A 22,690-nucleotide genomic window follows, 5' to 3' on the forward strand; every position below is an offset into this window, starting at 1 on the left:
TCCGGGGCCCGGCGAGCGCGGGCGCCCCGGCCAGCACCCCGAACGCGACGGCGGCCGCGGTCACCGAGGCGACCGTGGACGCGTACAGCCCGGCCCGGCGCGGTCTTCGCACCGCCGCCGCGACAGCGGCGATCTTCCGTGACATCGCATGCCCGTTTCTCTGAGGGAACGACGGGGCTCAACGGCCGTGCGCGCGTGGGGAGACCGCCACCGTCATGAGTGAGGCGACAGTAGGGCGCGCGTCGGCTCCCCCACAAGCCTTATGCGAGATGTTTCCACTCGCACGCAGGGTGAGTGCGTCTTCATGTCAGGTTTTTGCGCAAGCGACGCAAGGTGCGGGGCACATGCCTGTCCCCCGCACCCAAACCAGGACGGATGCGGGGGACGGGCGTGCGGAACCTCGCGCGGAGTGACAGTGCCTAGCTCTGCACCGCCTGCCGGCCATGCGCCGCCCTGATCGTCGATGGCGACGATCACTTCGTGCCCCTCGTCCTGGTAGTGCACTCCGTGAGCCACGACCACCGCTTCGCCGAGATCCTTCGAGTTCCGCAGGGCGTCTTCCACCTGCCGGCCTCGCACATCCTCGAAGACCTCGATGACACGAGCCGGTGCTGTTGGTGCCTCAAGGGCGGGAAGGACACGGACGTGTCGACTGCCCGTCAGACGCGTCCACTTCAGCTTCAGCCCGGGGTACTTCTCCGGCTTCGCCGGTTCAACGTGAACCGCTTTGCATTCTGGACGCAGTGATCTGCGTGCACTTCGTCGGTGCGAATGTTCATCGTTTGCTGGTGGACGTTCTCCAGCAGGCGGATCTGATGCCGCGTGCTGGTTGGGCAAGCCCCCACCCCTTCGACATCCCCAGGCGGGGTTACTTCACTCTTGCTGCGCCAGCCCTCGGGCGACCAGCCGGGACAGGTTGGCCCGCCTGGGATTCGGAGGGTCGGGAACGATTCCGGCTTCCGCGAGTCTGGCTTCGGCGTCTTCCGGTCTGCATCCTTCGAGCATGGCCAGAGCCCGCACACCCAGAAGATTCTGCCGATAGGCGTCCACGGCCCGTTCGAGAACGCGCCTGGGAGCCCGTACGGCCTGGGCGGCTTCCTTCTCCTGCTCGTACGCCGGGCCCCAGCCGTAACGGTGTGCCAACTGCGCGCCTGTCGGCCCTCGCAGGTCGTTCTTCTGCTCGGTCGTGACGAGCGACATCTCCTCCAGCTGAATGAGGATGACGGGAAAGCTGACTCGGAAGTGGCGTGCAAGAAGTGCGGCCGTACGCTCGTCCATCCGGCCACCCTCCGGAAAACTCTCAGCGGCCAGCCAGGATCTGATGCCTTCCCTCGGCGCCAAGAGGTTGCGGGCAAAGGCGTCGCAACGTCTTTCACCCGGCGTTCTTTCGTCGTTCAGCGCATGAACCTGGGCACCGTCGTTCCACAACAAGTGCCCGAGCTCGTGAGCGAAACTGAACCGCTGCCGTTCGGGCACGTCACACGCACGAACGGCGATGAGAGTCGTGTCGCGAGCAGGGTCGGTGGCGGTGAATCCTTCGGCGCCCTTCGGCAGCCTCAGTACCGCTGTGTCGACACCGGTGAGCTGCTCGATCAGTTCGTCCACATCGGCAACGGGGGCGCAGCCCAGATGAAGAGCTTCGCGGACCCGCTCGGCCAGCTCGCTGGCCTGCGCTTCCCCGGGAAGCCCCTGGTCCGGGATCCGCACACGCCCCTGCGGCTTCCGCTGCTGGGTGGTGTTCGTCCCCAGCTTGTCCAGGCGGGCATCCAGTTCCAGCACTTCGAGGGTGCGCCGGAGCGCCTCCTCACGCTCCGCGACCGTCACCTCGTCGGTTCTGGCCGCGATCTGGACCCTCTCTCGTACGGGGTCGCCGCTGGTGAGCAGCCGCACCGGGATACCCAGCGCGACGGCGAGGCGATCCAGTTCCGCGAGAGTCACATGGGCACGCGCACCGGTCTCGATACGGGTCAGGGTCGGTTGGGAGAGCTGGGCGCGTCGCGCGAGCTCACGCTGGTTGAGCCCAGCGCGCTCACGTTCGCGGCGGATCCGCTCCCCCACAAGCACGAGATCCACTTAGCACCTCCTTGTTGAATCTATTCTACGGACCTGATTCACGATGGTCAGTCGTATGTCTACCACCCAGGACTGACAGACGGCGCCAGGCGCATGCCCTCACCCGGTCGGCCCCACCGGCAGCGTCAACTCCGAGTCCGCGTGCACCGTCACCCGTACGGGCACGAACTCCGTCGCATCGATCCGGGGCTCCCCCGTGCCCGGGTTCAGCGCGTAGCGCGGGTGGGGGGCGGGGCTGATCTGCCAGCGGAGGCGGTGGCCGGGGGCGAAGCGGTGGGCGGTGGGGGTCATCGGGACCGTCACGCGGACCGGGTCCGGGCCCGTGCTGCGGAGCCGGGCCAGGCCGTCGCAGACGTTGACCGAGCGGCCCTCCGGGTCCACGTCGCACAGCCGGACGAACACATCGCCGTACCCCGTGTCCGTGGCGGCGCTGATCCGGGCGGAGACCGGGCCGAGGACGGTGAGAGGTCCGGCCAGGGCGGGCCCGGTGAACGTCAGGACGTCCGCGCGCGCCTCCGACGACGCGTTGTCCCGCGCCCCGGCGCTACGGGAGAGCAGCGCACCGCCCACCGTGGGCACCGGGTCGTCCGGGTCGTGGCGGAAGGAGGCGACGGGGGCGGTGTCCGTGGGGGCCTCGCGGGTCAGGTGGCCGTCGGCGGTGGGGTACCAGGAAGCCGTGGACGCCTCCGGAGGCCACGCGTCCAGGTCGCGCACCGACGCCTGCGCGCCGCCCACGTGCACGCGCACCGGCGTCGGGCGCAGACCGGACGGATCGGCGCACAGGTGGGCCCGGAGCCAGGCCAGGGATTCGGTGAACACCTCGGACCAGCCCGCCTGGAGCGCCGAGGTGTGGGTCCACGGGCCGACGAGCAGGGACGCGTCGGCGCCCGCCCGGCGCAGCCGGTCGTACTGCGCGAAGGTCTGGTCCACGAGGGCGTCGTGCCATCCGGTGATCAGGGCGACGGGCACAGCCGCCCGGTCCGCCGCCCCTTCCGCCGCCCCGGCCAGGGACGCGCCCTCCCAGTACGGGTCGTCCGCGTCCGGGTGGGCCATCACGTCGTCCAGCCAGGGGATCTCCCCGCCGAGCGCGTCCGCGTACGCCCCGCGCAGCGGACGCGCGGTGACGGCGGAACGCACCCGGCGCTGGAGGCGCAGGGTCGCCCGGACGAACGGGCCCATGCCCCGGTGCTGATGTGTCATGCCGGCGCCCACGGCGAGCGCGGTCTCCAGGCCGAGGACGCCGTCCGTGTGGAAGAGGGCGTACGGATCGTGCAGCCCCACCTGCACCACCATGGCCTTCAGCTCCGGCGGCGGATCGAGGGCCAGCGCCCACTGCACGTACCCGAGGTAGCTGGGGCCGACGGTGCCCAACCGCCCGTCGAACCAGGGCTGTTCGCGCAACCAGCCGACCGCCGCCAGGCCGTCGGCGGGCTCGTTGCGCCAGAGGTGGAACGCTCCGCCCGAGCCACCGGTGCCCCGGCAGCTCTGCAGGACCACGTGGAAGCCCTGCTCGGCGAAGAGGATGCCGTACTGCGGGGACCACGGCACCCCCCGCCCGTACGGCGTACGGACCAGGAGTGTGGGGAAGTCGCCCTCGGCGCGCGGGAAGTAGTGGTCGGTGACCAGCGGGCTGCCGTCGGCGGCGGGGACCGCCAGGCCGCGCTCCACGCCCACCTGGTGGCGCGCGGCGGGCAGCCCGCGCCAGGAGGCGCGCATCAGCCGGGAGGCGAGCGGCGGCTTCGCGGACGACGGCGTCCATGCGGCCCGGGGGCGGGCGTCGTGCGTCGATCGGGTCATCTTCGCCTCCATCGGTACGTCGTACGGCGGTGCGGCAGCGCCGCTCTCTATTCTCGTACTAAGTACGAGAATACTGGATGCTTGGATGGACGACGGAGGCGACCCGGGTGAGAGAGGCTGAGAACGTGACCCGCACCGAAGGTGCCGGAGGCATCGATCCGCGCGTGCTGTGGCGGGAGCAGGACACGCCCCGGCGCGGGCGCAGACCCGCGTTCAGCCGCGAGGCGATCACGGCCGCCGCCGTCGCCGTCGCGGACGCCGAGGGGATCGACGCCGTCACCATGCGGCGGGTCGCCGCCGAGGTGGGCGCCGGCGTCATGTCGCTGTACAGCTACGCCCCGGACAAGGAGACGCTGCTCGACCTGATGGTCGACCACGTCTCCGGCGAGCTGCCCACGTCGGGGCCGTTCACGGGCGACTGGCGCGCCGACCTCAAGACCATCGGCCGCCACCAGCGCGCGAACATGCTCCGCCACCCCTGGCTGCCCGCCGCCGTGCAGGCTCGCCGGTCCCTGGGCCCGCGCACGCTCGCCTTCCTGGAGCACGCGCTGACCGCCCTGCGGCCCAGCGGGCTCGACGGGGCGGCCCGCCTGGAGGTCTTCGCCCAGCTCACCTCGTTCGTGGCGGCCCAGGTCGGCTACGAGGTCGGCCGGGCGCGGGCGGCCCAGGACCCGGGGCGGGCCGCCGCCGAGGCGCTCCATCTGGCCGAGGTCGCGGCCGACGGCGACCATCCGGAGCTGGCCGAGGCCCTGGCGACGGCCGGCCGGCCCGTCACCCCCGACGCCGTGTTCGACCGCTTCCTCACCCGTCTCGTGGACGGCCTCGACGCGGGCTGAGCCCGTCCACGTACCCGTACCCGTACACACAACGACACCGGCTCCCGGGGACGAATCCCCGGGAGCCGGTGTCCTGGTACTGCTGGAACCGCTGATCCGTCAGGATCAGAAGTCCATGTCACCGCCCGGCATGCCGCCCGGAGCGGCCGCGGCGGCCTTCTCCGGCTTGTCGGCGATGACGGCCTCGGTGGTGAGGAACAGCGCGGCGATCGACGCGGCGTTCTGCAGCGCGGAGCGCGTGACCTTCGCCGGGTCGAGAATGCCCTCGGCGATCATGTCGACGTACTCGCCGGTCGCGGCGTTCAGGCCGTGGCCGACGGCCAGGTTGCGGACCTTCTCCACGACGACGCCACCCTCGAGACCACCGTTGACGGCGATCTGCTTCAGCGGGGCCTCGAGCGCGAGCTTGACGGCGTTGGCGCCGGTCGCCTCGTCACCCGAGAGCTCCAGCTTCTCGAAGACGGCCGAAGCCTGGAGCAGAGCCACGCCACCACCGGCGACGATGCCCTCCTCGACGGCGGCCTTGGCGTTGCGCACCGCGTCCTCGATGCGGTGCTTGCGCTCCTTCAGCTCGACCTCGGTCGCGGCACCGGCCTTGATGACGGCCACGCCGCCGGCCAGCTTCGCCAGGCGCTCCTGGAGCTTCTCGCGGTCGTAGTCCGAGTCGGAGTTCTCGATCTCGGCACGGATCTGGTTGACGCGGCCCTGGACCTGGTCGCTGTCACCGGCGCCGTCGACGATCGTCGTCTCGTCCTTGGTGATGACGACCTTGCGGGCGCGGCCGAGCAGGTCGAGACCGGCGTTCTCCAGCTTGAGGCCGACCTCCTCGGAGATGACGGTGCCGCCCGTGAGGATGGCGATGTCACCGAGCATGGCCTTGCGGCGGTCGCCGAAGCCCGGGGCCTTGACGGCGACGGACTTGAAGGTGCCGCGGATCTTGTTGACGACCAGGGTCGACAGGGCCTCGCCCTCGACGTCCTCGGCGATGATCAGCAGCGGCTTGCCGGACTGCATGACCTTCTCCAGCAGCGGAAGGAGGTCCTTCACGTTGCTGACCTTGGAGTTCACGATCAGGATGTACGGGTCGTCCAGGGACGACTCCATGCGCTCCATGTCGGTGGCGAAGTACGCCGAGATGTAGCCCTTGTCGAAGCGCATACCCTCGGTGAGCTCCAGCTCCAGACCGAAGGTCTGGGACTCCTCGACGGTGATGACGCCTTCCTTGCCGACCTTGTCCATGGCCTCGGCGATGAGCTCGCCGATCTGGGTGTCGGCGGCGGAGATGGAGGCGGTCGAAGCGATCTGCTCCTTGGTCTCCACGTCCTTGGCCTGCTCCAGGAGGGCGGCGGAGACGGCCTCGACGGCCTTCTCGATGCCCCGCTTGAGAGCCATCGGGTTCGCACCCGCGGCCACGTTGCGCAGGCCCTCGCGGACGAGCGCCTGGGCGAGAACGGTGGCGGTGGTCGTACCGTCGCCGGCGACGTCGTCCGTCTTCTTGGCGACCTCCTTGACCAGCTCCGCACCGATCTTCTCGTACGGGTCCTCCAGCTCGATCTCCTTGGCGATGGACACGCCATCGTTGGTGATCGTGGGGGCGCCCCACTTCTTCTCGAGGACGACGTTGCGACCCTTGGGGCCAAGGGTGACCTTGACGGCGTCGGCGAGCTGGTTCATGCCGCGCTCGAGACCGCGCCGGGCCTCCTCGTCGAACGCGATGATCTTGGCCATGTGAAGTGGTCCTCCCGGACAGGGGTGGATTGCTCCGGACCGAGTGGCGCCCGCGACGGACGGCCTGCGTGCCCTGCGGTTCCTTCCCCGCCTGGCCTGCGGGCCTCACCGGCCCGGTCCAAATCTGTCACTCTCACCTGGAGAGTGCTAAGCCCAATGATTAGCACTCGACCCCCGAGAGTGCAAGCGCCTCCGGTCGGAGTGTGGGCGCCCCCGGGCGCCCCCGGGCATGACGAAGGGCCCGTACCCCTGGGTACGGGCCCTCCGTGCGTGCGTGGCGTCGCGGCCGACGTGCCGTGCCGCGCTTCAGCCGACGGCGAGCTTGACCATGTCCGCCTGCGGCCCCTTCTGGCCCTGCGAGATCTCGAACTCGACCCGCTGACCTTCTTCGAGGGTGCGGTACCCGTCCATCTGGATCGCGCTGTAGTGGACGAATACATCCGCACCACCGTCGACCGCGATGAAGCCGTACCCCTTCTCCGCGTTGAACCACTTGACGGTGCCCTGAGCCATGCCTAACTCCCCTGTAACGTGTGTGCGCCGAAGCGCGTCGACCGCGGCTGAATGTATCTGCCCAACTGCCCTGTGCGACAGGTCAATCGGACGACAATTCTGCGCGGCACCGATCGCCCGAATACGGGGAATTCATGAGCTTGCGGGGCAAGTCGGGCCCGACAAAGGTGACTTATGGAACAAGAGGCCCGGGCACATTGGCTGCTTCTGATCGTGGCGCGGCGCATTCTCATATGCGGGGGGCACGGGCAGCGAAGGGGGCTTCCCACACTCTACCCCGCTCAACCATGCAGAATTGCCCCCTCCGCTTCTCTCGCGGAGGGGGCAATCAGGGTGACACCACGGAGTCGTCGACTCAGCAGCCGCCGGCCACGGCGGGGATGATCGAGACGCCGGCACCGTCCGGGGTGGCCGCGTCCAGGCCGCCTTCAAAGCGCACGTCGTCGTCGTTGACGTACACGTTGACGAAGCGGCGCAGCTTGCCCTGGTCGTCCAGCACGCGGGCGGCGATGCCCGGGTGGTCCTTCTCCAGCGAGGCGATGACCTCGGAGAGGGTCGCGCCCTCGGCCGGAACCTCGGCCTGGCCGCCGGTGTAGGTGCGGAGGATGGTGGGGATGCGGACCTTGACGCTCATGGCGGTGCCTTCCTGAGATCTCGGGTGGTCAGCTGGTGGCGAGTCCGGCGGCGCGGAAGGCGTCCAGGCTCGGGCGGATCGTGGCGGTCGCCTGCGAGGTGTCGGCCACCGCGTCCAGCGTCTTGAGGCCGTCACCCGTGTTCAGGACGACGGTGGTGAGCGCCGGGTCGAGCAGGCCGGCGTCGATCAGCTTCTTCGTCACGCCGACCGTCACCCCGCCCGCCGTCTCGGCGAAGATGCCCTCGGTGCGGGCCAGCAGCTTGATCGCGTCCACGACCTGCTCGTCGTTCACGTCCTCGACGGCGCCGCCGGTGCGGCGGGCGATGTCCAGGACGTACGGGCCGTCGGCCGGGTTGCCGATCGCGAGGGACTTGGCGATCGTGTTCGGCTTCTGCGGGCGGACCACGTCGTGACCGGCCTTGAAGGCGGTGGAGACCGGGGAGCAGCCCTCGGCCTGGGCGCCGAAGATCTTGTACGGCTTGTCCTCGACCAGGCCGAGCTTGATCAGCTCCTGGAGGCCCTTGTCGATCTTCGTGAGCTGCGAGCCGGACGCGATCGGGATGACGATCTGGTCGGGCAGCCGCCAGCCGAGCTGCTCGCAGATCTCGTACGCCAGCGTCTTGGAGCCCTCGCCGTAGTACGGACGCAGGTTGACGTTGACGAACCCCCAGCCCTCGCCCAGCGGGTCGCCGATGAGCTCGGAGCAGAAGCGGTTGACGTCGTCGTAGTTGCCCTCGATGCCGACCAGCTCACCGCCGTACACCGCGGCCATGACGACCTTGCCCTGTTCCAGGTCGTGCGGGATGAACACGCAGGAGCGCAGGCCCGCCCGGGAGGCGGCGGCGCCGACCGCACCGGCGAGGTTGCCGGTCGAGGAGCAGGAGAGCGTGGTGAAGCCGAAGGCACGGGCGGCCTCGACGGCGATGGCGACGACGCGGTCCTTGAAGGAGTGCGTCGGGTTGCCCGAGTCGTCCTTCACGTACAGGCCGCCGGTCACACCCAGCTCGCGGGCGAGGTTGTCGGCCTTGACCAGCTTGGTGAAGCCGGGGTTGAGATTCGGCTTGTCGGCCACGTCGGCGGGCACCGGCAGCAGCGGCGCGTAGCGCCAGATGTTGTTCGGGCCGGCCTCGATGCGCTTCTTCAGCTCGTCGGGGGAACCGCTCGGCAGGTCGTACGCCACTTCGAGCGGCCCGAAACAGGACGCGCAGGCGAAAATCGGACCGAGTGCGAACCGTTCACCGCACTCGCGGCAGGAAAGGGCCGCGGCGGGACCGAGGTCCACGGAAGATTCGGTGTGCGCTGCGACAGTCTCAACAGCCATGATGGCGAGGCCCTTTCTCCTCATCTTCCTCACGACGCGTTTCGCCGCGAGACGGAATTGGCACCTTCCCCACCTGACCTCGCGGTCGGCAGGAGGGTTGCCGGGACTTCAACGGGCCGTTCCCTCTGTCCCTCTGGATGAGCGCTGTGGCGACGGATCATGGATCCGCGCGTTTGTCGGCGGACCGACCCCGGCATGCGATGGCCGTCCGCGTTGTTCAAGACTGTAACCGAAGGACCGGACGGGTGAGACAGCCGTCCGTACCGCGAGATGGATCACATACAGGGAGTATCGACCGTGCTCGAAGAGGTCGAACGCTGGCTGACCAGGCGTTCCTGGTCGGCCGCCGACCACCCGCCGGCGAGTGCGCGGACCGCCGCGAACGGTACGGGCGTCAGCGTCGTTCTACCGGCCCTCAATGAGGCCGCGACCGTCGGGGACATCGTCACGACGATCCGGCGCGAGCTGATGGAGCGCGTTCCGCTGGTGGACGAGCTGGTCGTGATCGACTCGGGCTCCACGGACGCCACCGCCGAGGTCGCCCGCCGCGCGGGCGCCCGCGTCGTCCACCGCGACGCGATCCTGCCCCGCCTCCCCGCCGTCCCCGGCAAGGGCGAGGTGCTGTGGCGGTCGCTCCTGGTCACCAGCGGCGACATCCTGTGCTTCGTCGACGCGGACCTGAAGGACTTCTCGGCCGACTTCGTCTCCGGCATCGTCGGCCCGCTCCTCGCCCGCCCCGAGGTGCAGTTCGTCAAGGCGATGTACGACCGGCCGCTCGGCGAGCTGCCGGGCCAGGGCGGCCGCGTCACCGAGCTGGTGGCCCGCCCCCTGCTGAACCTGCACTGGCCGCTCCTCGCCGGCTTCGTCCAGCCGCTGGGCGGCGAGTACGCCGTGCGCCGCTCGCTCCTGGAGCGGCTGCCGTTCCCGGTCGGTTACGGGGTCGAGCTCGGTCTGCTCGTGGACGCGCTGCACACCGTGGGCCTCGACGCCCTCGCGCAGGTGGACGTCGGCGTCCGCGTCCACCGCCACCAGGACGGCCAGGCGCTCGGCCGGATGGCCGCCGCGATCTACCGCACCGCGCAGGTGCGGCTCTCCCGGGGCCATCTGGTGCGGCCGGCGCTGACCCAGTTCGAACGGGGACCGGACGGGTTCGTTCCGCACACCTACCCGGTGGACACGCAGGAGAGGCCGCCCATGTGCGAGATCGAGGAGTACGTGGCACGCCACGCGGCCTGATCACGACGCCATCCCGTCCGACTTCGTACGTTTGGGCGGATCGGGTTCGGGCTAGATTCCGGCCATGGTCTCCGAGCACGCCCCCCAGCCCGCTGCCCAGGTCCTCGTCGCGTCCAACCGCGGCCCCGTCTCGTACGCCCTGGGCGACGACGGCACCCTCGAAGCGAAACGGGGCGGAGGCGGACTCGTCTCCGGCCTCAGCGCCGTCGACGACAAGATGTGGGTCTGCGCCGCCCTCGGCGCCGGCGACCGCGAGGCGGTGCGCCGAGGGGTCGGCGAGCCGGGCGTCCGGATGCTCGACATCGACGCCGGGGTGCACGCCGACGCGTACAACGGCATCGCCAACTCCGTGCTGTGGTTCGTCCACCACATGCTGTACCAGACGCCCGTCGAGCCCGTCTTCGACGCGGAGTTCCGCAGGCAGTGGGCCTCCTTCGAGACCTACAACCGTGCCTTCGCCGAGGCACTGGCCGAGGAGGCGGGCGAGGGCGCGGCCGTCCTCGTGCAGGACTACCACCTCTCGCTGGTCCCCGGCATGCTCCGCGAGCTCCGCCCCGACCTGCGGATCGGCCACTTCTCGCACACCCCGTGGGCGCCCGTCGACTACTTCCGGCTGCTCCCCGACGACATCGCCGAACAGCTGCTGCGCGGCATCCTCGGCGCCGACCGCGCCGCCTTCCTGACCCGCCGCTGGGCGGACGCCTTCATCGGCTGCTGCGCGGAGATCCTCGGCGGCACCGGTCACACCCGCGTCGGCGTCCACGGCCTGGGCGCCGACGCCGGATTCCTGCGGAGCCGCTCGCACGAGGCGGACGTGGACGAGCGGATGGCGGCCCTGCGCGAGCAGATCGGGCCCGACCGGAAGACCATCGTCCGGGTCGACCGCACGGAACTGTCCAAGAACATCGTCCGGGGCCTCCACGCCTACCGCACCCTGCTGGACGAACACCCCGAGTGGCGCGAACGCGTCGTGCACGTCGCCTTCGCCTACCCCTCGCGCCAGGACCTCGCGGTCTACCGCGAGTACACCGCGGAGGTCCAGCAGGTCGCCGACGCGATCAACAAGACGTACGGCACGGACGCCTGGACCCCGGTCGTCCTGCACGTCAAGGACGACTTCGCCCGCTCGCTCGCCGCGTACCGGCTGGCCGACGTCGCCCTCGTCAACCCGATCCGCGACGGCATGAACCTGGTCGCCAAGGAGGTCCCGGTCGTCTCCGACGAGGGCTGCGCGCTGGTCCTGTCGCGGGAGGCCGGCGCTTACGAGGAGCTGGGCGAGCACGCCTTCACGGTCAACCCGTACGACGTCTCCGCCACGGCCGGCGCACTGCACGAGGCGCTGACGCTCCCGGACGACGTACGGGCCGCCCGCTCGGAGCGCCTGGCCGAGGCGGCCACCGCGCTGCCGCCGCAGCAGTGGTTCCTGGACCAGCTGGAGGCGCTCCGGCGCGGTTAGGGCCGGTCCGGCGGACTGTCGTGGGCCCGACCGGCCTTAGGCGAGCCGGCCGGCGAGTTCCCGCAGGTACTCCACGACCGCGCCGGGCCCGGGCAGGGCCAGGTCGGCGCGCTCGGCGAGCTCCGGCACCTCGCCGCTCCCGCTGCAGATGAGCAGCCCGGGCACGGGGTCCGCCTCGTCCGTGCGCAGCTTCTCCACGGCCGCGTACGCGGCGAGGTCGCCCAGGTCGTCGCCCGCGTACAGCACGGACGTGGCACCGATCTCGCGCACGTACTCGGTGAGCGCGACGCCCTTGTCCATGCCCGGCGGGCGCAGCTCCAGGACCAGCCGCCCCGGTTCCACGATCAGACCGTGCCGCGCGGCCAGCTCGCCGAGGGGCCCGCGCAGCGCGTCGAACGCGGCCTGCGGGTCGTCGGCGCGCCGCGTGTGCACGGCGAGGGCGCGGCCCTTGTCCTCGGTCCAGGTCCCGTCCCGGAGGCCGGACTCCGCCAGCACGCCGGGGAGCTCCGCGCGCACGGCGTCGACACCCGGGTGCGGGGCGGGGGCGTGCACGGTCCCGGTCACGGCGTCCCAGCGCTCGGCCCCGTAGTGCCCGAGCACGACGAGGTGGTCGAGCCCTTCGACCCCGGCGACCCCGGCGTACCGCACGGCGACGTCGGCGGGGCGCCCGGTGATCACGGCCACGGACGCGACCTTCGGCGCGAGGGCGGCGAGCGCCGCCACGGCTCCGGGGTGCGCCCGCGCCTGCTCCGGGTCCGGCACGATGTCCGCCAGTGTCCCGTCGAAGTCGAGCGCGACGAGGGCCTCGGCCGGGCGGGCGAGGATGGCTTCCAGCCCGGTACGGCCTGCGGTTGTCTGTGGGATGCCCATACGGTGAGCGTATCGCCGCGCGTCCCCGGTGCGGGGGAGCTCCCCCCGCACCCCCGCTGCTCAATCGCCGCAGGGGCTGGTTTCCGCCGCTGCCACCTCCAGCCCCGCCGGCGTCCGAGGCGCGGAGCCCCGGGGGCGGAGCCCCGGGCGCCCCTACCGCCTCCCCCGCCGAGCCTCCCGCACGCGCCGGAGGCGGTTCACCGTCACCGGGTCCTCCTCCAACGCCCGCCGGTCGTCCAGCAACGCGTTCAGCAGTTGGTAGTACCGAGTGGGCGACAGCCCGAGCCGCTCCCGGATCGCCCGCTCCTTCGCACCCGCCCCCGCCCACGACTGCCGCTCCACCGCCAGCACCGCGCGATCGCGGTCGGACAGCGGCGCGGACTCGGCAGGGCCGTTCGGGGGGTGGGCGGTCATATCAGCCAATATATGGCGCGACCCGCCCCCGCGGAACGCGCGGGCTACTCCGCCGCCTCCGCCTGGGTCGCGTCCCGCGATATCCGGTCCAGCACGCTCTCCGGGTTCGCCCCCGGCTGCACCGCCTTGCCGATGTTCTCCTTGATCGACTCGCTCGCCGCCGCCCAGGACGTCTTGCCGAACGGGTAGAACTCCGACTCCGGCAGCGCCGCCAGGAACTGGTGCAGCGGCTTGTACGCGGCGTCGTCCTCCATCGCGGCGGAGGCACTGCCGGTGACCGGCAGCATGTCGTACATGTCGGCGAACTCGATCACGTTCTTGTCGGTGAACAGGAAGTCGAAGAACGTGCCGATCTCGGCCCGGTGGTCGTTCTGCTTGAAGCCCATGATCCAGTCGGCGACGCCCATCGACCCCGTGGTGGGGCCGTGCTCGCCGGGCAGCGGGACCATGCCGACCTCGACGCCCTGCTTCTGCGCCTCGTCCATCAGCGTGGGGTGGCCGTTGAGCATGCCGACCTTCCCCTTCGAGAACTCCTCGAACGCCTTCGCGCGGTTCAGCTTGCCGGGGGCGACCGGGCCGACGAGGCCCTTGTCCACGAGGTTCGTCTTCAGCCAGTCGAACGTCTTGGCGTTCTCGTCGGAGGCGATGTCGTACGAGCCGACCTCGTCGGTGTAGCCGCCGCCCCCGCTGAGCATCCACATCAGGGTCTCGGCCTGGGACTCCTCCGGACCGAGCGGCAGCGCGAGGGGGTAGGACACCCCGCGCTGCTTGAGCGCGGCGGCGTCGGCGGCTATGTCGCTCCAGGTCTTGGGGGCGTCGAGGCCGGCCTGCGAGAAGAGCTTCTTGTTGAAGAAGAGCAGCCGGGTGGAGGCGGCGAACGGCAGCCCGTACTGGATGCGGTTGACCTGCCCCGCGTCGATCAGCTTCGGCAGGAAGTTGGCCTGGGTCGGGATGCTCAGCATCTCGTCGGCGGAGTAGAGCTTCCCGGCCTTCGCGTAGTCCGCGTAGGCGCCGATCTGCGCGATGTCGGGGGCCTTGCCGTCCTTGACCATCTTGGCGACCTCGCGGTCGATGTCGGTCCAGGGCAGCACGGTCACGTCGACCTTGATGCCGGGGTGGGACGCCTCGAAGCCGCGGGCGATGCCGTCCCAGTACGTGTCGGACTTGTTCGCCTCGCTCGTGCCGTAATCGGCCGCGACCAGCTTCAGCGTCACCTCTCCGGAGCCGCCGTCCGCGCCGCAGCCCGACAGCGCCGCCGTCATCCCCAGTACGGCGACAGCCGCCGTCAGTCCCACGTAACGCCGCTGCACAGCTCTGTCCATCCTCGTCGATCGCACTGCCCGCGGCTGCCGCCTCCGTGCGGGGCCCTCCGGGTGAGCTGCGATTTTGCCCGCCACCGGCATAGAGGTCTACACCACGGAGGTCTCGCTTCCACAACGCAGCAGCATTGCACGGGAGCTGTGGCGACTGCTAAGGAGGTCTCGACGTACGGGCCTTATTGGTCCAGACCTTTAACCGACGGCGCGTCAGTTCTCTTACCGGCCCACCCGCGTCGCGCCCGACCCGCCCAGCCCGAGGAGCCGCTCCGCATGTCGCGTACCGCATCTGAGATTGCCACCCAGCCCGGCTGCTGGCGGCGTGCCGCACAGGCGGGCGCGGAGTTCGAGGGACTGCCGAAGCCGGGCGAGCGCGTCGCCGTCACGGGCTGCGGCACCTCGTGGTTCATGGCCATCGCGTACGCGGCCCTGCGGGAGGCCGCGGGGCAGGGCGAGACGGACGCGTACGCCTCCTCGGAGTTCCCGGCGGGACGGCCGTACGACCGGGTGGTCGCGATCACCCGGTCCGGTACGACGAGCGAGGTGCTGGCCCTCCTGCGCGAGCTGCGCGGGAGGACCGCGACCGTCGCGCTGACCGGCGACCCGAAGACGCCCGTCATGGAGGCCGCCGACGCGGTGGCGGTGCTGGACTGGGCGGACGAGGAGTCGGTGGTCCAGACCCGGTTCGCGACGACCGCGCTCGCCTTCCTGCGGGCGGGCCTGGAGGCGGCCGGTCCGCTTCCGGCCGGCGTGAAGACGGTCGCCGAGGCGGCGGTCGACGCGGAGCTGGCGGTGACCGAGCCGCTGGACGAGGCGGTGGTCGCGGCCGAACAGTGGACGTTCCTGGGGCGCGGCTGGACCTACGGCCTCGCCCAGGAGGCCGGGCTGAAGATGCGCGAGGCGGCCGGCGCCTGGACCGAGTCGTACCCGGCGATGGAGTACCGCCACGGCCCGATCGCGATCACCGGTCCGAACCGGGTGGCCTGGGTCTTCGGCGCGCTGCCCGAGGGGCTGGCCGGCGAGGTCGCGGCGGTCGGCGGGACGCTCGTCGCCCACGGGACGGCGGACCCGATGGCCGACCTGATCCGCGCGCAGCGGCTCGCGGTGGTCCTGGCCGAGTCGAAGGGGTACGACCCCGATCACCCCCGGAACCTCTCGCGCAGCGTGATCCTGCCGGAGTAGGCCCTTCCCGGGACCGGAACCGCGCCGGAACCGGGCCGGGACCGGGCGGACGCCGGACCGTTCCCGGGCGGCCTTCTCGACAAACCGGGCCGTTCCCCGTAACCGGTACCGGGATTTTGTATGGGTGCGCAACAAACAGCACTAGTGGACTAGACCTTTTGGGTCGCTCGGGCGAAACTGTTTCCCGTGAAACACGTCATCGCCCTCGATGTGGGCGGCACCGGGATGAAGGCCGCACTGGTCGGGGCCGACGGCGCCCTGCTCCACGAGGCACGGCGCGCGACCGGCAGAGAGCGCGGCCCCGACGCCGTCGTGGAGTCGATCCTCGCCTTCGCCGCCGACCTGCGCGCCTACGGCGAGGAGCACTTCGGCGAGAGCGCCGTCGCGGCCGGTGTCGCCGTGCCCGGCATCGTCGACGCGGAGAAGGGGATCGCCGTCTACGCGGCGAACCTGGGCTGGCGCGACGTACCCATGCGGCAGCTGCTCGGCGAACGGCTCGGCGGGGTGCCCGTGGCGCTCGGCCACGACGTCCGCACCGGCGGGCTCGCCGAGGGCCGGATCGGCGCCGGCCAGGGCGCCGACCGCTTCCTCTTCATCCCGCTCGGCACCGGGATCGCCGGAGCCATCGGCATCGCCGGCGCGATCGAGGAGGGCGCCCACGGCTACGCGGGCGAGATCGGCCACATCGTGATCCGGCCGGACGGCCCGGACTGCGGCTGCGGCCAGCGCGGCTGCCTGGAGACCCTGGCCTCCGCCTCCGCCGTCAGCCGCGCCTGGGCGGCCGCCTCCGGCGACCCGAAGGCCGACGCCGCCGACTGCGCCAAGGCCGTCGAATCCGGCGACCCGAAGGCCGTCGAGGTCTGGCGGAACGCCGTCGACGCACTGGCCGCCGGACTCGTCACCGCGCTCACCCTGCTGGACCCGCGCACGCTCATCATCGGTGGCGGGCTCGCCGAGGCCGGGGAAACCTTGTTCACACCACTCCGTGCGGCCGTCGAGGAACGCGTCACGTTCCAGAAGCTGCCCCACATCGTCCCGGCGGCCCTCGGGGACACCGCCGGATGCCTGGGCGCAGGGCTGCTCGCCTGGGATCTACTCTCCACGGAGGTATCCGCCTGATGGCCGGACGCGCAGACAGCACCGTTCTCGCAGGGGCCCGGGTGGTGCTGCCCACCGGCACCGTCGAGGGCGGCCGGGTGACCGTCGAAGGCACCCGCATCTCCCGCACCGAGGCCGAGAACGCCCCGGTCCTGGACCTCTCCGGCCACTGGATCGTCCCCGGCTTCGTGGACATGCACAACCACGGCGGCGGCGGCGCGTCCTTCACCTCCGGCACCGTGGACGAGGTCCTGACCGGCGTCCGCACCCACCGCGAGCACGGCACCACCACCCTCGTCGCCTCCACGGTCACCGGCGAGATGGACTTCCTCGCCGAGCGCGCCGGCATCCTCTCGGAACTGGTCGAACAGGGCGACCTCGCCGGCATCCACTTCGAGGGCCCCTTCATCTCCCCCTGCCGCAAGGGCGCCCACAGCGAGGCCCTGCTCCGCCACCCGGACCCGGCCGAGGTCCGCAAGCTGATGGACGCCGCGCGCGGCACCGCCAAGATGTTCACCCTCGCCACCGAGCTGCCCGGCGGCATCGAGTCCGTACGGCTGCTCGCCGAGCACGGCGTCATCGCGGCCATCGGCCACACCGACGCCACGTACGAGCAGACCGTCGAGGCGATCGACGCCGGCGCCACCGTCGCCACGCACCTCTACAACGCGATGCCCGGCATCGGACACCGCGCACCCGGCCCGATCACCGCGCTCCTGGAGGACGAGCGGATCACCATCGAGCTGATCAACGACGGCACGCACCTGCACCCGGCCGCGCTCGGACTGGCCTACCACCACGCGGGCGCCGACCGCGTCGCCCTCATCACCGACGCCATGGACGCGGCCGGCTTCGGCGACGGCCGCTACCAGCTCGGCCCGCTCGCCGTGAACGTCGAGAACGGCGTCGCCCGGCTGGTCGAGGGCAACTCCATCGCCGGCTCCACCCTCACCCTGGACACCGCTTTCCACCGCGCCGTGACCATCGACCGCATCCCCGTCGAGGACGTCGTCACGTCCATCTCCGCCAACCCGGCGCGCCTCCTCGGCGTCTACGACAAGGTCGGCTCGCTGGAGCCCGGCAAGGACGCCGACCTCGTCGTCCTGGACGAGGAGTTCCGGCTCAAGGGCGTCATGCGCAAGGGCGAGTGGGTCGTCCGCCCCGCGGCCGCGACGCGCTGACCCGCACGTAAGGCACGTAACGAAGAGACGGCGGTTGGCCCCGAGGTCTGGGCCGACCGCCCCCTCTTTGGCATGATCGCCTGGGAAACCAGCACGGAAAGCGCGTTCCGGCAAGGCTTCGACGCGCAGCACGGACCGATCGCGAAAGGGCGGCCGCGGTGATCCTCACGGTCACGCTGAACACGGCACTCGACCTCACCTACTCCGTCCCCGCCCTCGTACCGCACTCCAGCCACCGGGTCACCGCCCTCTCCGAGCGCCCCGGCGGCAAGGGCCTCAACGTCGCCCGCGTCCTCACCGCCCTCGGCCACGACACCGTCGTCACCGGCTTCGCCGGCGGCGCCACCGGGACCGTGCTGCGCGACCTGCTCGCCGCGCTCCCCCGGCAGAACGCCACCCTCACCGACGCGCTCGTCCCCGTCTCCGGCGACACCCGCCGCACCCTCGCCGTGGCCGACGCGGCCACCGGCGACACCACCCAGTTCAACGAGGCGGGACCGCACGTCACCGCCGACGAGTGGACCGCCTTCCTCGGCGCGTACGCCGGCCTGCTGAAGACCGCCGACGCCGTCGCCCTGTGCGGCAGCCTCCCGCCCGGCATCCACGTCGGCGCGTACGGCGAACTCGTCCGGCTCGCCCGCACCGCCGGCGTTCCCGTCCTCCTGGACACCAGCGGCGAGCCGCTGCGCCGGGGCATCGCCGCCCGCCCCGACCTGATCAAGCCGAACGCCGACGAGCTCGCCCAGCTCACCGGCTCCCGCGAGCCCCTGCGCGCCACCCGCGACGCCCGCCGCCGCGGCGCCCACGGCGTCATCGCCTCGCTCGGCCCGGACGGCATGCTCGCCGTCACCCCGGACGGCGTCTGGCGGGCCTCGCCGCCCGCGCCCGTCAAGGGCAACCCGACCGGAGCGGGTGACTCCGCCGTGGCCGGGCTGCTCTCCGGCCTCGTGGAGTCCCTGAGCTGGCCGGACCGGCTGCGCCGGGCGGTGGCACTGTCGACGGCGACCGTGCTGGCCCCCACCGCGGGCGACTTCGACCGCACGGCGTACGAGGAGCTGCTGCCGCGCGTCGCCATCGAGGAACACGCAGCGGGGACGGCCTGACCGCCGCGCCCCGCCCCGCACCGGGCCCGCCCGCCGGGTCCGGAGAAACCACAGAGGTCAGCAATGCCGCTCGTCAGCACCGGTGAACTCGTCTCCGCCGCCCAGGCCCGGGGACGCGGGATCGCCGCGTTCAACGTCATCACCCTGGAACACGCGGAGGCCATCGCCACCGGTGCCGAACGGGCCGGCGCGCCCGCCATCCTCCAGGTCTCCGAGAACGCCGTGAAGTTCCACGGCGGCCGGCTCACCGCCATAGCCGCGGCCGCCGCCGCCGTCGCCCGGACCTCCTCCGCGCCGCTCGCCCTGCACCTCGACCACGTCGAGTCCGTGGACCTGCTCCACCGGGCCCACGACGAGGGCTTCGGCTCCGTGATGTTCGACGCGTCCAAGCTCTCCTACGAGGACAACGTCCGGGCCACCGCCGAGGCCGTCGCCTGGGGCCACGAGCGCGGCATCTGGATCGAGGCCGAGCTCGGCAAGGTCGGCGGCAAGGAGGGCGAGGCCCCGCTCGACGCCCACGCCCCCGGCGTCCGCACCGACCCGGACGAGGCCGCCGCGTACGTCGCCGCGACCGGCGTGGACGCCCTCGCCGTCGCGGTCGGCTCCTCGCACGCCATGACCGAGCGCACCGCCGCCCTCGACCACGAGCTGATCGGCCGGCTCCGCGCCGCCGTCCCCGTCCCGCTCGTCCTGCACGGCTCCAGCGGCGTCCCGGACGACGAGATCCACCGGGCCGTCGCCGCCTCCGGCATGGTCAAGATCAACGTCGGCACCGCCCTGAACACCGCGTTCACCGGCGCCGTCCGCGCCCACCTGGCCGAGAACGCCACGGGCGTCGACCCCCGCAAGTACCTCGCCCCCGGCCGCGAGGCCATGGCCGCGACGGTCGCCGCCTTCCTCGCCCTGATGGGCTGAGCGGACCGGGAACGCGCCGGCCCCCCTCACCCGGAGGCGAGGGGGGCCGGAAAGTCGTACGTCGTACGGTCAGCGGGTCTGGTGACCGGCCTTCAGCGACAGCTGGTCCAGATTGGCGTCGCACTGATCGCCCTCGTTGCACGAGATCATCAGCGTGTTCTGGCCCTTGACGAGGTTGACGTAGGCGTACGTCGTCGTCCAGCCCTTCTCCAGGTCGCCCTCGGGGGCGTTCGCGTAGTTCTTCATGTTGATCCCGCGCGGGTCCTCGGAGTTGACCGTCAGCGAGGTCTTGGCGTCCTTGCCCGGTACGCCGTACGTCACGAACAGCGTGTACTCACCGGCGTCCGGCACCTCGACCGTCCAGGTCGCCGACCGGCCCACCTCGTTGAGGTTGATGTACTGCCCGTTCGCGCTCTTGGCGCCCTTCACGGTGTTGTCGAGCCGCGCCGAGCCGCCCAGGTGGAGCGAGGCCGCGTCCTGCTCCGGCAGCTCCGCCGGAGCCGAGGAGGACGGGGACGTCTCCGGCGTGGGGGACTCCTCGACCTTCGAGCCGGGCTCCTGCGAGGAGTTCGCCTCGGCCTTCTTGTCCTTGTCGCCGTCGCTCGTCAGCAGCGCCGCGCCGATGCCGATGAGCACCACCGCGACGACCGCGACCGCCGCGATCAGCAGGCCCTTGGTGTTCGGGCCGCCCTTGCCGGAACCGCCGCCGCGACCGCCCTGCTGCGGCACCTGCTGGGTGGCCGCGCCGCCGGGATACGTCTCGGGAGCGGCGTACTGCGGGCTGGGCTGACCGTACTGACCCTGGGGCGGGTAGCCGTACGCCTGCTGCGGCGGCACCTGCTGCCCGTACTGCCGCTCGCCGACGGTCCGCACCTGGTTGTACGAGGTCCTGGGCACACCCGGCTGGGCGGCGGGACCCGGGTAGCCGTAGCCGCCCTGCCCCGGGGGCTGCGCACCGGCCGCCTGCCCGTCCGCGTAGAGGTAGCCGAACGGATCGTCGTCCTCGGGTGTGCTCGCGCCGTTGTTCCCGGCCATCCCTGGGTCACTCCTCACCATGTCGCCAGCCGTCGCCGAATAGCGCCGGCCCTCGCCGACCGGCCGAGCCTACCTCGAATGGACGATGTCAAGGATGGACGAGGACCTCGGCGGGAACCCGGGCGGGGACGCGCGGAAGAACGTCAGCCTGCCCTGCGGTGAACCTTCGACCGCGACCGCTTCTCCACGTACATCCGCTGGTCGGCGGAGCGCAGCACCTCTTCCGCGGTCATCCCGCAGGCCGCCCAGCCGATGCCGAAACTCGCCCCCACACGCACCGCGCGCCCGTCGACCCGAATGGGCGGAATGATCGCATTTCGCAGGCGAACGGCCAGGTCAGCGGCGTCCGCCGCACCCAGGCCGTCCGCGAGGACGACGAATTCGTCACCCCCGAGCCGGGCGACGGTGTCCCCGTCCCGGACACAGGTGGTCAGCCGCCGGGCCACCTCGATGAGCACCACGTCACCCGTGTGGTGCCCGAAGCGGTCGTTGATCGACTTGAAGCCGTCCAGGTCGCAGAAGAGGACCGCGAGCCCCTTCGCGCCGTCGTCCCGCGATGTGTCCGGCGCCACCGCGTGCACATGGTGGTCGAACGGGTGCGCACCCGGACCGGTGACCGGGTAGTGCCCCCGCGTCCCGTCCACGTCCCCGTACGCCGCGTCCAGCGCCTCGACGTCGGTCGTCGCCGCGGCGTCCGGGCGGGCGCACAGCCGGGCGCCGAGCCGGGTCCGCAGCTCCGCGCTGTTGGGCAGCCCGGTGAGCGCGTCGTGCGAGGCCCGGTGGGCGAGGTTCAGCTCATGGCGCTTGCGCTCCTCGATGTCCTCCACGTGCGTCAGCAGGAAGCGCGGCCCGTCCGCCGTGTCCGCGACGACGGAGTTACGCAGCGACACCCACAGGTACGAGCCGTCCCGCCGCCCCAGGCGCAGCTCGGCCCGGCCGCCCTCGGCGGAGGTACGGAGCAGGGTGCCGATGTCCTCGGGGTGGACCAGGTCGGCGAAGGAGTAGCGGCGCAGCACCGACGCGGGGCGGCCAAGCAGCCGGCACAGCGCGTCGTTCGTCCGCAGCAGCCGCCCCTGCTGGTCGCCCCCCAGCTCGGCGATCGCCATGCCGCTGGGGGCGTACTCGAATGCCTGGCGGAAGGATTCCTCACTGGCCCGGAGCGCCTGCTGTTCGCGCTCCAGCCGGACCAGGGCCCGCTGCATGTTGGCCCGGAGCCGGGCGTTGCTGATCGCGATGGCGGACTGCGAGGCGTACATGTGGAGCGCCTCGCGTCCCCAGGCGCCCGGGCGGCGTCCGTTGCGCGGCCGGTCGACGGATATGACGCCCAGGAGGTCCGAGCCGCCGCCGGACGCGTACATCGGCGCGTACAGCCGGTCGTGCGGGTGCCACTCGTCCTCGAAGCGGGGCTCGGGGCCCTCCGTGTGCCACTGCGGCACGTCGTCGTCGAGGAGGACCCAGCCCTCGGTGTGCGGTATGAACCGCAGCCCGTCCCACGCCTCGCCCATGACGAGCCGGCGCTCCCAGGAGGCGCGGGAGCCGACCCGGCCGGTGATCAGGGCCTCGGCGGCGTGGTTCCCGGCGAGGGCGGCGACGACGAGGTCGCCGTCGGGGCGGACGAGGTTGACGCAGGCAAGCTCGTAGCCGAGATTGGCGACGATCCCGTCGGCCACGGTCTGCAGTGTGTCGGCCAGGCTCCGCGCCGTGTTGAGATCGGCGACGGCCTGGTGCAGCTGCCGCATCGTCGCGAGACGGACGTAGGGCTCCGACTCGGCGTCCATCGCTCGCACTCCCCGAGACCTCGACAGCACTCCAGAATTCATATCGACGTACGTGACGTACTTACTGCAGTGTCACGGCCACTGAATCACAGCGAGCTGTGCACCCGGTACACAGGGTCAGCAAATATTGCACTCTGTGACTCAAGTCACAAACGAGCGGGAAGGGGTCATGGCAGGTCAGCGGGGTGGCGGAACCCGGCGGTC

The 22,690-nt window shown here is 71.5% G+C and carries 19 protein-coding genes and 1 riboswitch; of the genes, 8 read left to right on the top strand and 11 right to left on the bottom strand.

Features of this window, described 5'->3' with window-relative positions:
* Positions 1-873: 873 nt before the first annotated feature.
* Together G3I41_RS37685 and G3I41_RS20175 are read right to left on the bottom strand one after the other, a co-directional pair.
* On the bottom strand, positions 874-2,073 hold the full coding sequence (locus tag G3I41_RS37685; protein ID WP_164401767.1) for an XRE family transcriptional regulator: 1,200 nt from the start codon (positions 2,071-2,073) through the stop codon (positions 874-876).
* Between the two features lie 99 nt (positions 2,074-2,172).
* Positions 2,173-3,870, bottom strand: coding sequence for a CocE/NonD family hydrolase (locus G3I41_RS20175; RefSeq protein WP_164401768.1), 1,698 nt, complete (start codon positions 3,868-3,870; stop codon positions 2,173-2,175).
* A gap of 125 nt (positions 3,871-3,995) precedes the next feature.
* Here G3I41_RS20175 and G3I41_RS20180 point away from each other — a divergent pair, with 125 nt between their 5' ends.
* Positions 3,996-4,706, top strand: a complete 711-nt coding sequence (locus G3I41_RS20180; protein WP_164401769.1) for a TetR/AcrR family transcriptional regulator — start codon at positions 3,996-3,998, stop codon at positions 4,704-4,706.
* A 105-nt stretch (positions 4,707-4,811) separates the two neighbouring features.
* On the opposite strand, the gene groL is transcribed toward G3I41_RS20180, so the two are convergent.
* The 4 genes from groL to thrC all read right to left on the bottom strand — a co-directional run bounded on the left by groL (position 4,812) and on the right by thrC (position 8,902).
* On the bottom strand, positions 4,812-6,434 hold the full coding sequence (gene groL / locus G3I41_RS20185) for a chaperonin GroEL (protein ID WP_072487928.1): 1,623 nt from the start codon (positions 6,432-6,434) through the stop codon (positions 4,812-4,814).
* A 306-nt stretch (positions 6,435-6,740) separates the two neighbouring features.
* Complete coding sequence (locus tag G3I41_RS20190; protein ID WP_003967346.1) at positions 6,741-6,947, bottom strand: cold-shock protein; 207 nt, start codon at positions 6,945-6,947, stop codon at positions 6,741-6,743.
* A gap of 355 nt (positions 6,948-7,302) precedes the next feature.
* The gene (locus G3I41_RS20195; protein WP_018101573.1) at positions 7,303-7,581 is read right to left on the bottom strand and encodes a MoaD/ThiS family protein; all 279 of its coding nucleotides are present in this window, start codon (positions 7,579-7,581) and stop codon (positions 7,303-7,305) included.
* Positions 7,582-7,609: 28 nt separating this feature from the next.
* Positions 7,610-8,902, bottom strand: a complete 1,293-nt coding sequence (gene thrC / locus G3I41_RS20200) for a threonine synthase (RefSeq protein WP_164401770.1) — start codon at positions 8,900-8,902, stop codon at positions 7,610-7,612.
* A gap of 17 nt (positions 8,903-8,919) precedes the next feature.
* A riboswitch (SAM riboswitch) is annotated at positions 8,920-9,046 on the bottom strand.
* 153 nt (positions 9,047-9,199) lie between these two features.
* Between thrC and G3I41_RS20205 the strand changes: the two genes are divergently transcribed.
* Both G3I41_RS20205 and G3I41_RS20210 read left to right on the top strand, forming a co-directional pair.
* Positions 9,200-10,138 carry a glucosyl-3-phosphoglycerate synthase gene (locus G3I41_RS20205; RefSeq protein ID WP_164401772.1) on the top strand — a complete coding sequence of 313 codons (939 nt, stop codon included), beginning with the start codon at positions 9,200-9,202 and terminating at the stop codon, positions 10,136-10,138.
* A 64-nt stretch (positions 10,139-10,202) separates the two neighbouring features.
* Positions 10,203-11,594 carry a trehalose-6-phosphate synthase gene (locus tag G3I41_RS20210; protein ID WP_164401774.1) on the top strand — a complete coding sequence of 464 codons (1,392 nt, stop codon included), beginning with the start codon at positions 10,203-10,205 and terminating at the stop codon, positions 11,592-11,594.
* Between the two features lie 36 nt (positions 11,595-11,630).
* Here the strand turns inward: G3I41_RS20210 and otsB are convergent, their stop codons facing one another.
* The 3 genes from otsB to G3I41_RS20225 all read right to left on the bottom strand — a co-directional run bounded on the left by otsB (position 11,631) and on the right by G3I41_RS20225 (position 14,200).
* Positions 11,631-12,464 (bottom strand): trehalose-phosphatase, encoded by an 834-nt coding sequence (gene otsB / locus G3I41_RS20215; RefSeq protein ID WP_164401775.1) that lies wholly within the window; start codon positions 12,462-12,464, stop codon positions 11,631-11,633.
* A gap of 153 nt (positions 12,465-12,617) precedes the next feature.
* Entirely contained in the window at positions 12,618-12,878 is a 261-nt protein-coding gene (locus G3I41_RS20220; protein WP_164401777.1) for a DUF3263 domain-containing protein, read from the bottom strand.
* 44 nt (positions 12,879-12,922) lie between these two features.
* Entirely contained in the window at positions 12,923-14,200 is a 1,278-nt protein-coding gene (locus G3I41_RS20225) for an extracellular solute-binding protein (protein WP_203601382.1), read from the bottom strand.
* A gap of 267 nt (positions 14,201-14,467) precedes the next feature.
* On the opposite strand from G3I41_RS20225, the gene G3I41_RS20230 reads away from it, so the two are divergent.
* From G3I41_RS20230 to G3I41_RS20250, 5 genes are all read left to right on the top strand, one after another.
* Positions 14,468-15,376: an SIS domain-containing protein gene (locus G3I41_RS20230; protein ID WP_164401779.1), complete on the top strand. Its 909-nt coding sequence runs from the start codon at positions 14,468-14,470 to the stop codon at positions 15,374-15,376.
* Positions 15,377-15,562: 186 nt separating this feature from the next.
* Complete coding sequence (locus G3I41_RS20235; RefSeq protein ID WP_164401780.1) at positions 15,563-16,495, top strand: ROK family protein; 933 nt, start codon at positions 15,563-15,565, stop codon at positions 16,493-16,495.
* Positions 16,495-17,655, top strand: coding sequence for an N-acetylglucosamine-6-phosphate deacetylase (gene nagA, locus G3I41_RS20240; RefSeq protein ID WP_164401781.1), 1,161 nt, complete (start codon positions 16,495-16,497; stop codon positions 17,653-17,655). Before G3I41_RS20235 ends, nagA begins: the two co-directional genes overlap by 1 nt.
* A 158-nt stretch (positions 17,656-17,813) precedes the next feature.
* Complete coding sequence (locus tag G3I41_RS20245; protein ID WP_164401782.1) at positions 17,814-18,758, top strand: 1-phosphofructokinase family hexose kinase; 945 nt, start codon at positions 17,814-17,816, stop codon at positions 18,756-18,758.
* Between the two features lie 63 nt (positions 18,759-18,821).
* Positions 18,822-19,673 (top strand): class II fructose-bisphosphate aldolase, encoded by an 852-nt coding sequence (locus tag G3I41_RS20250; protein WP_164401783.1) that lies wholly within the window; start codon positions 18,822-18,824, stop codon positions 19,671-19,673.
* A gap of 69 nt (positions 19,674-19,742) precedes the next feature.
* Here G3I41_RS20250 and G3I41_RS20255 read toward each other — a convergent pair whose 3' ends face one another.
* Together G3I41_RS20255 and cdgB are read right to left on the bottom strand one after the other, a co-directional pair.
* Complete coding sequence (locus tag G3I41_RS20255; RefSeq protein ID WP_164401784.1) at positions 19,743-20,708, bottom strand: carbohydrate-binding protein; 966 nt, start codon at positions 20,706-20,708, stop codon at positions 19,743-19,745.
* 143 nt (positions 20,709-20,851) lie between these two features.
* Positions 20,852-22,486, bottom strand: a complete 1,635-nt coding sequence (cdgB, locus tag G3I41_RS20260; protein WP_164401785.1) for a diguanylate cyclase CdgB — start codon at positions 22,484-22,486, stop codon at positions 20,852-20,854.
* Positions 22,487-22,690: the final 204 nt, after the last annotated feature.

This window comes from Streptomyces sp. SID9727 (assembly GCF_010550605.1).
Classification (GTDB): domain Bacteria; phylum Actinomycetota; class Actinomycetes; order Streptomycetales; family Streptomycetaceae; genus Streptomyces.

Excerpts from the sequence above, each read along its gene's own strand:
- cdgB (WP_164401785.1), bottom strand. The coding sequence starts at position 22,486 with ATGGACGCCGAGTCGGAGCCCTACGTCCGTCTCGCGACGATGCGGCAG.
- groL (WP_072487928.1), bottom strand. The coding sequence starts at position 6,434 with ATGGCCAAGATCATCGCGTTCGACGAGGAGGCCCGGCGCGGTCTCGAG.
- G3I41_RS20225 (WP_203601382.1), bottom strand. The coding sequence starts at position 14,200 with ATGGACAGAGCTGTGCAGCGGCGTTACGTGGGACTGACGGCGGCTGTC.
- G3I41_RS20195 (WP_018101573.1), bottom strand. The coding sequence starts at position 7,581 with ATGAGCGTCAAGGTCCGCATCCCCACCATCCTCCGCACCTACACCGGC.
- G3I41_RS20230 (WP_164401779.1), top strand. The coding sequence starts at position 14,468 with ATGTCGCGTACCGCATCTGAGATTGCCACCCAGCCCGGCTGCTGGCGG.
- G3I41_RS20250 (WP_164401783.1), top strand. The coding sequence starts at position 18,822 with ATGCCGCTCGTCAGCACCGGTGAACTCGTCTCCGCCGCCCAGGCCCGG.
- G3I41_RS20210 (WP_164401774.1), top strand. The coding sequence starts at position 10,203 with ATGGTCTCCGAGCACGCCCCCCAGCCCGCTGCCCAGGTCCTCGTCGCG.
- G3I41_RS20220 (WP_164401777.1), bottom strand. The coding sequence starts at position 12,878 with ATGACCGCCCACCCCCCGAACGGCCCTGCCGAGTCCGCGCCGCTGTCC.
- G3I41_RS20175 (WP_164401768.1), bottom strand. The coding sequence starts at position 3,870 with ATGACCCGATCGACGCACGACGCCCGCCCCCGGGCCGCATGGACGCCG.
- nagA (WP_164401781.1), top strand. The coding sequence starts at position 16,495 with ATGGCCGGACGCGCAGACAGCACCGTTCTCGCAGGGGCCCGGGTGGTG.
- otsB (WP_164401775.1), bottom strand. The coding sequence starts at position 12,464 with ATGGGCATCCCACAGACAACCGCAGGCCGTACCGGGCTGGAAGCCATC.
- G3I41_RS20190 (WP_003967346.1), bottom strand. The coding sequence starts at position 6,947 with ATGGCTCAGGGCACCGTCAAGTGGTTCAACGCGGAGAAGGGGTACGGC.
- thrC (WP_164401770.1), bottom strand. The coding sequence starts at position 8,902 with ATGGCTGTTGAGACTGTCGCAGCGCACACCGAATCTTCCGTGGACCTC.
- G3I41_RS20255 (WP_164401784.1), bottom strand. The coding sequence starts at position 20,708 with ATGGCCGGGAACAACGGCGCGAGCACACCCGAGGACGACGATCCGTTC.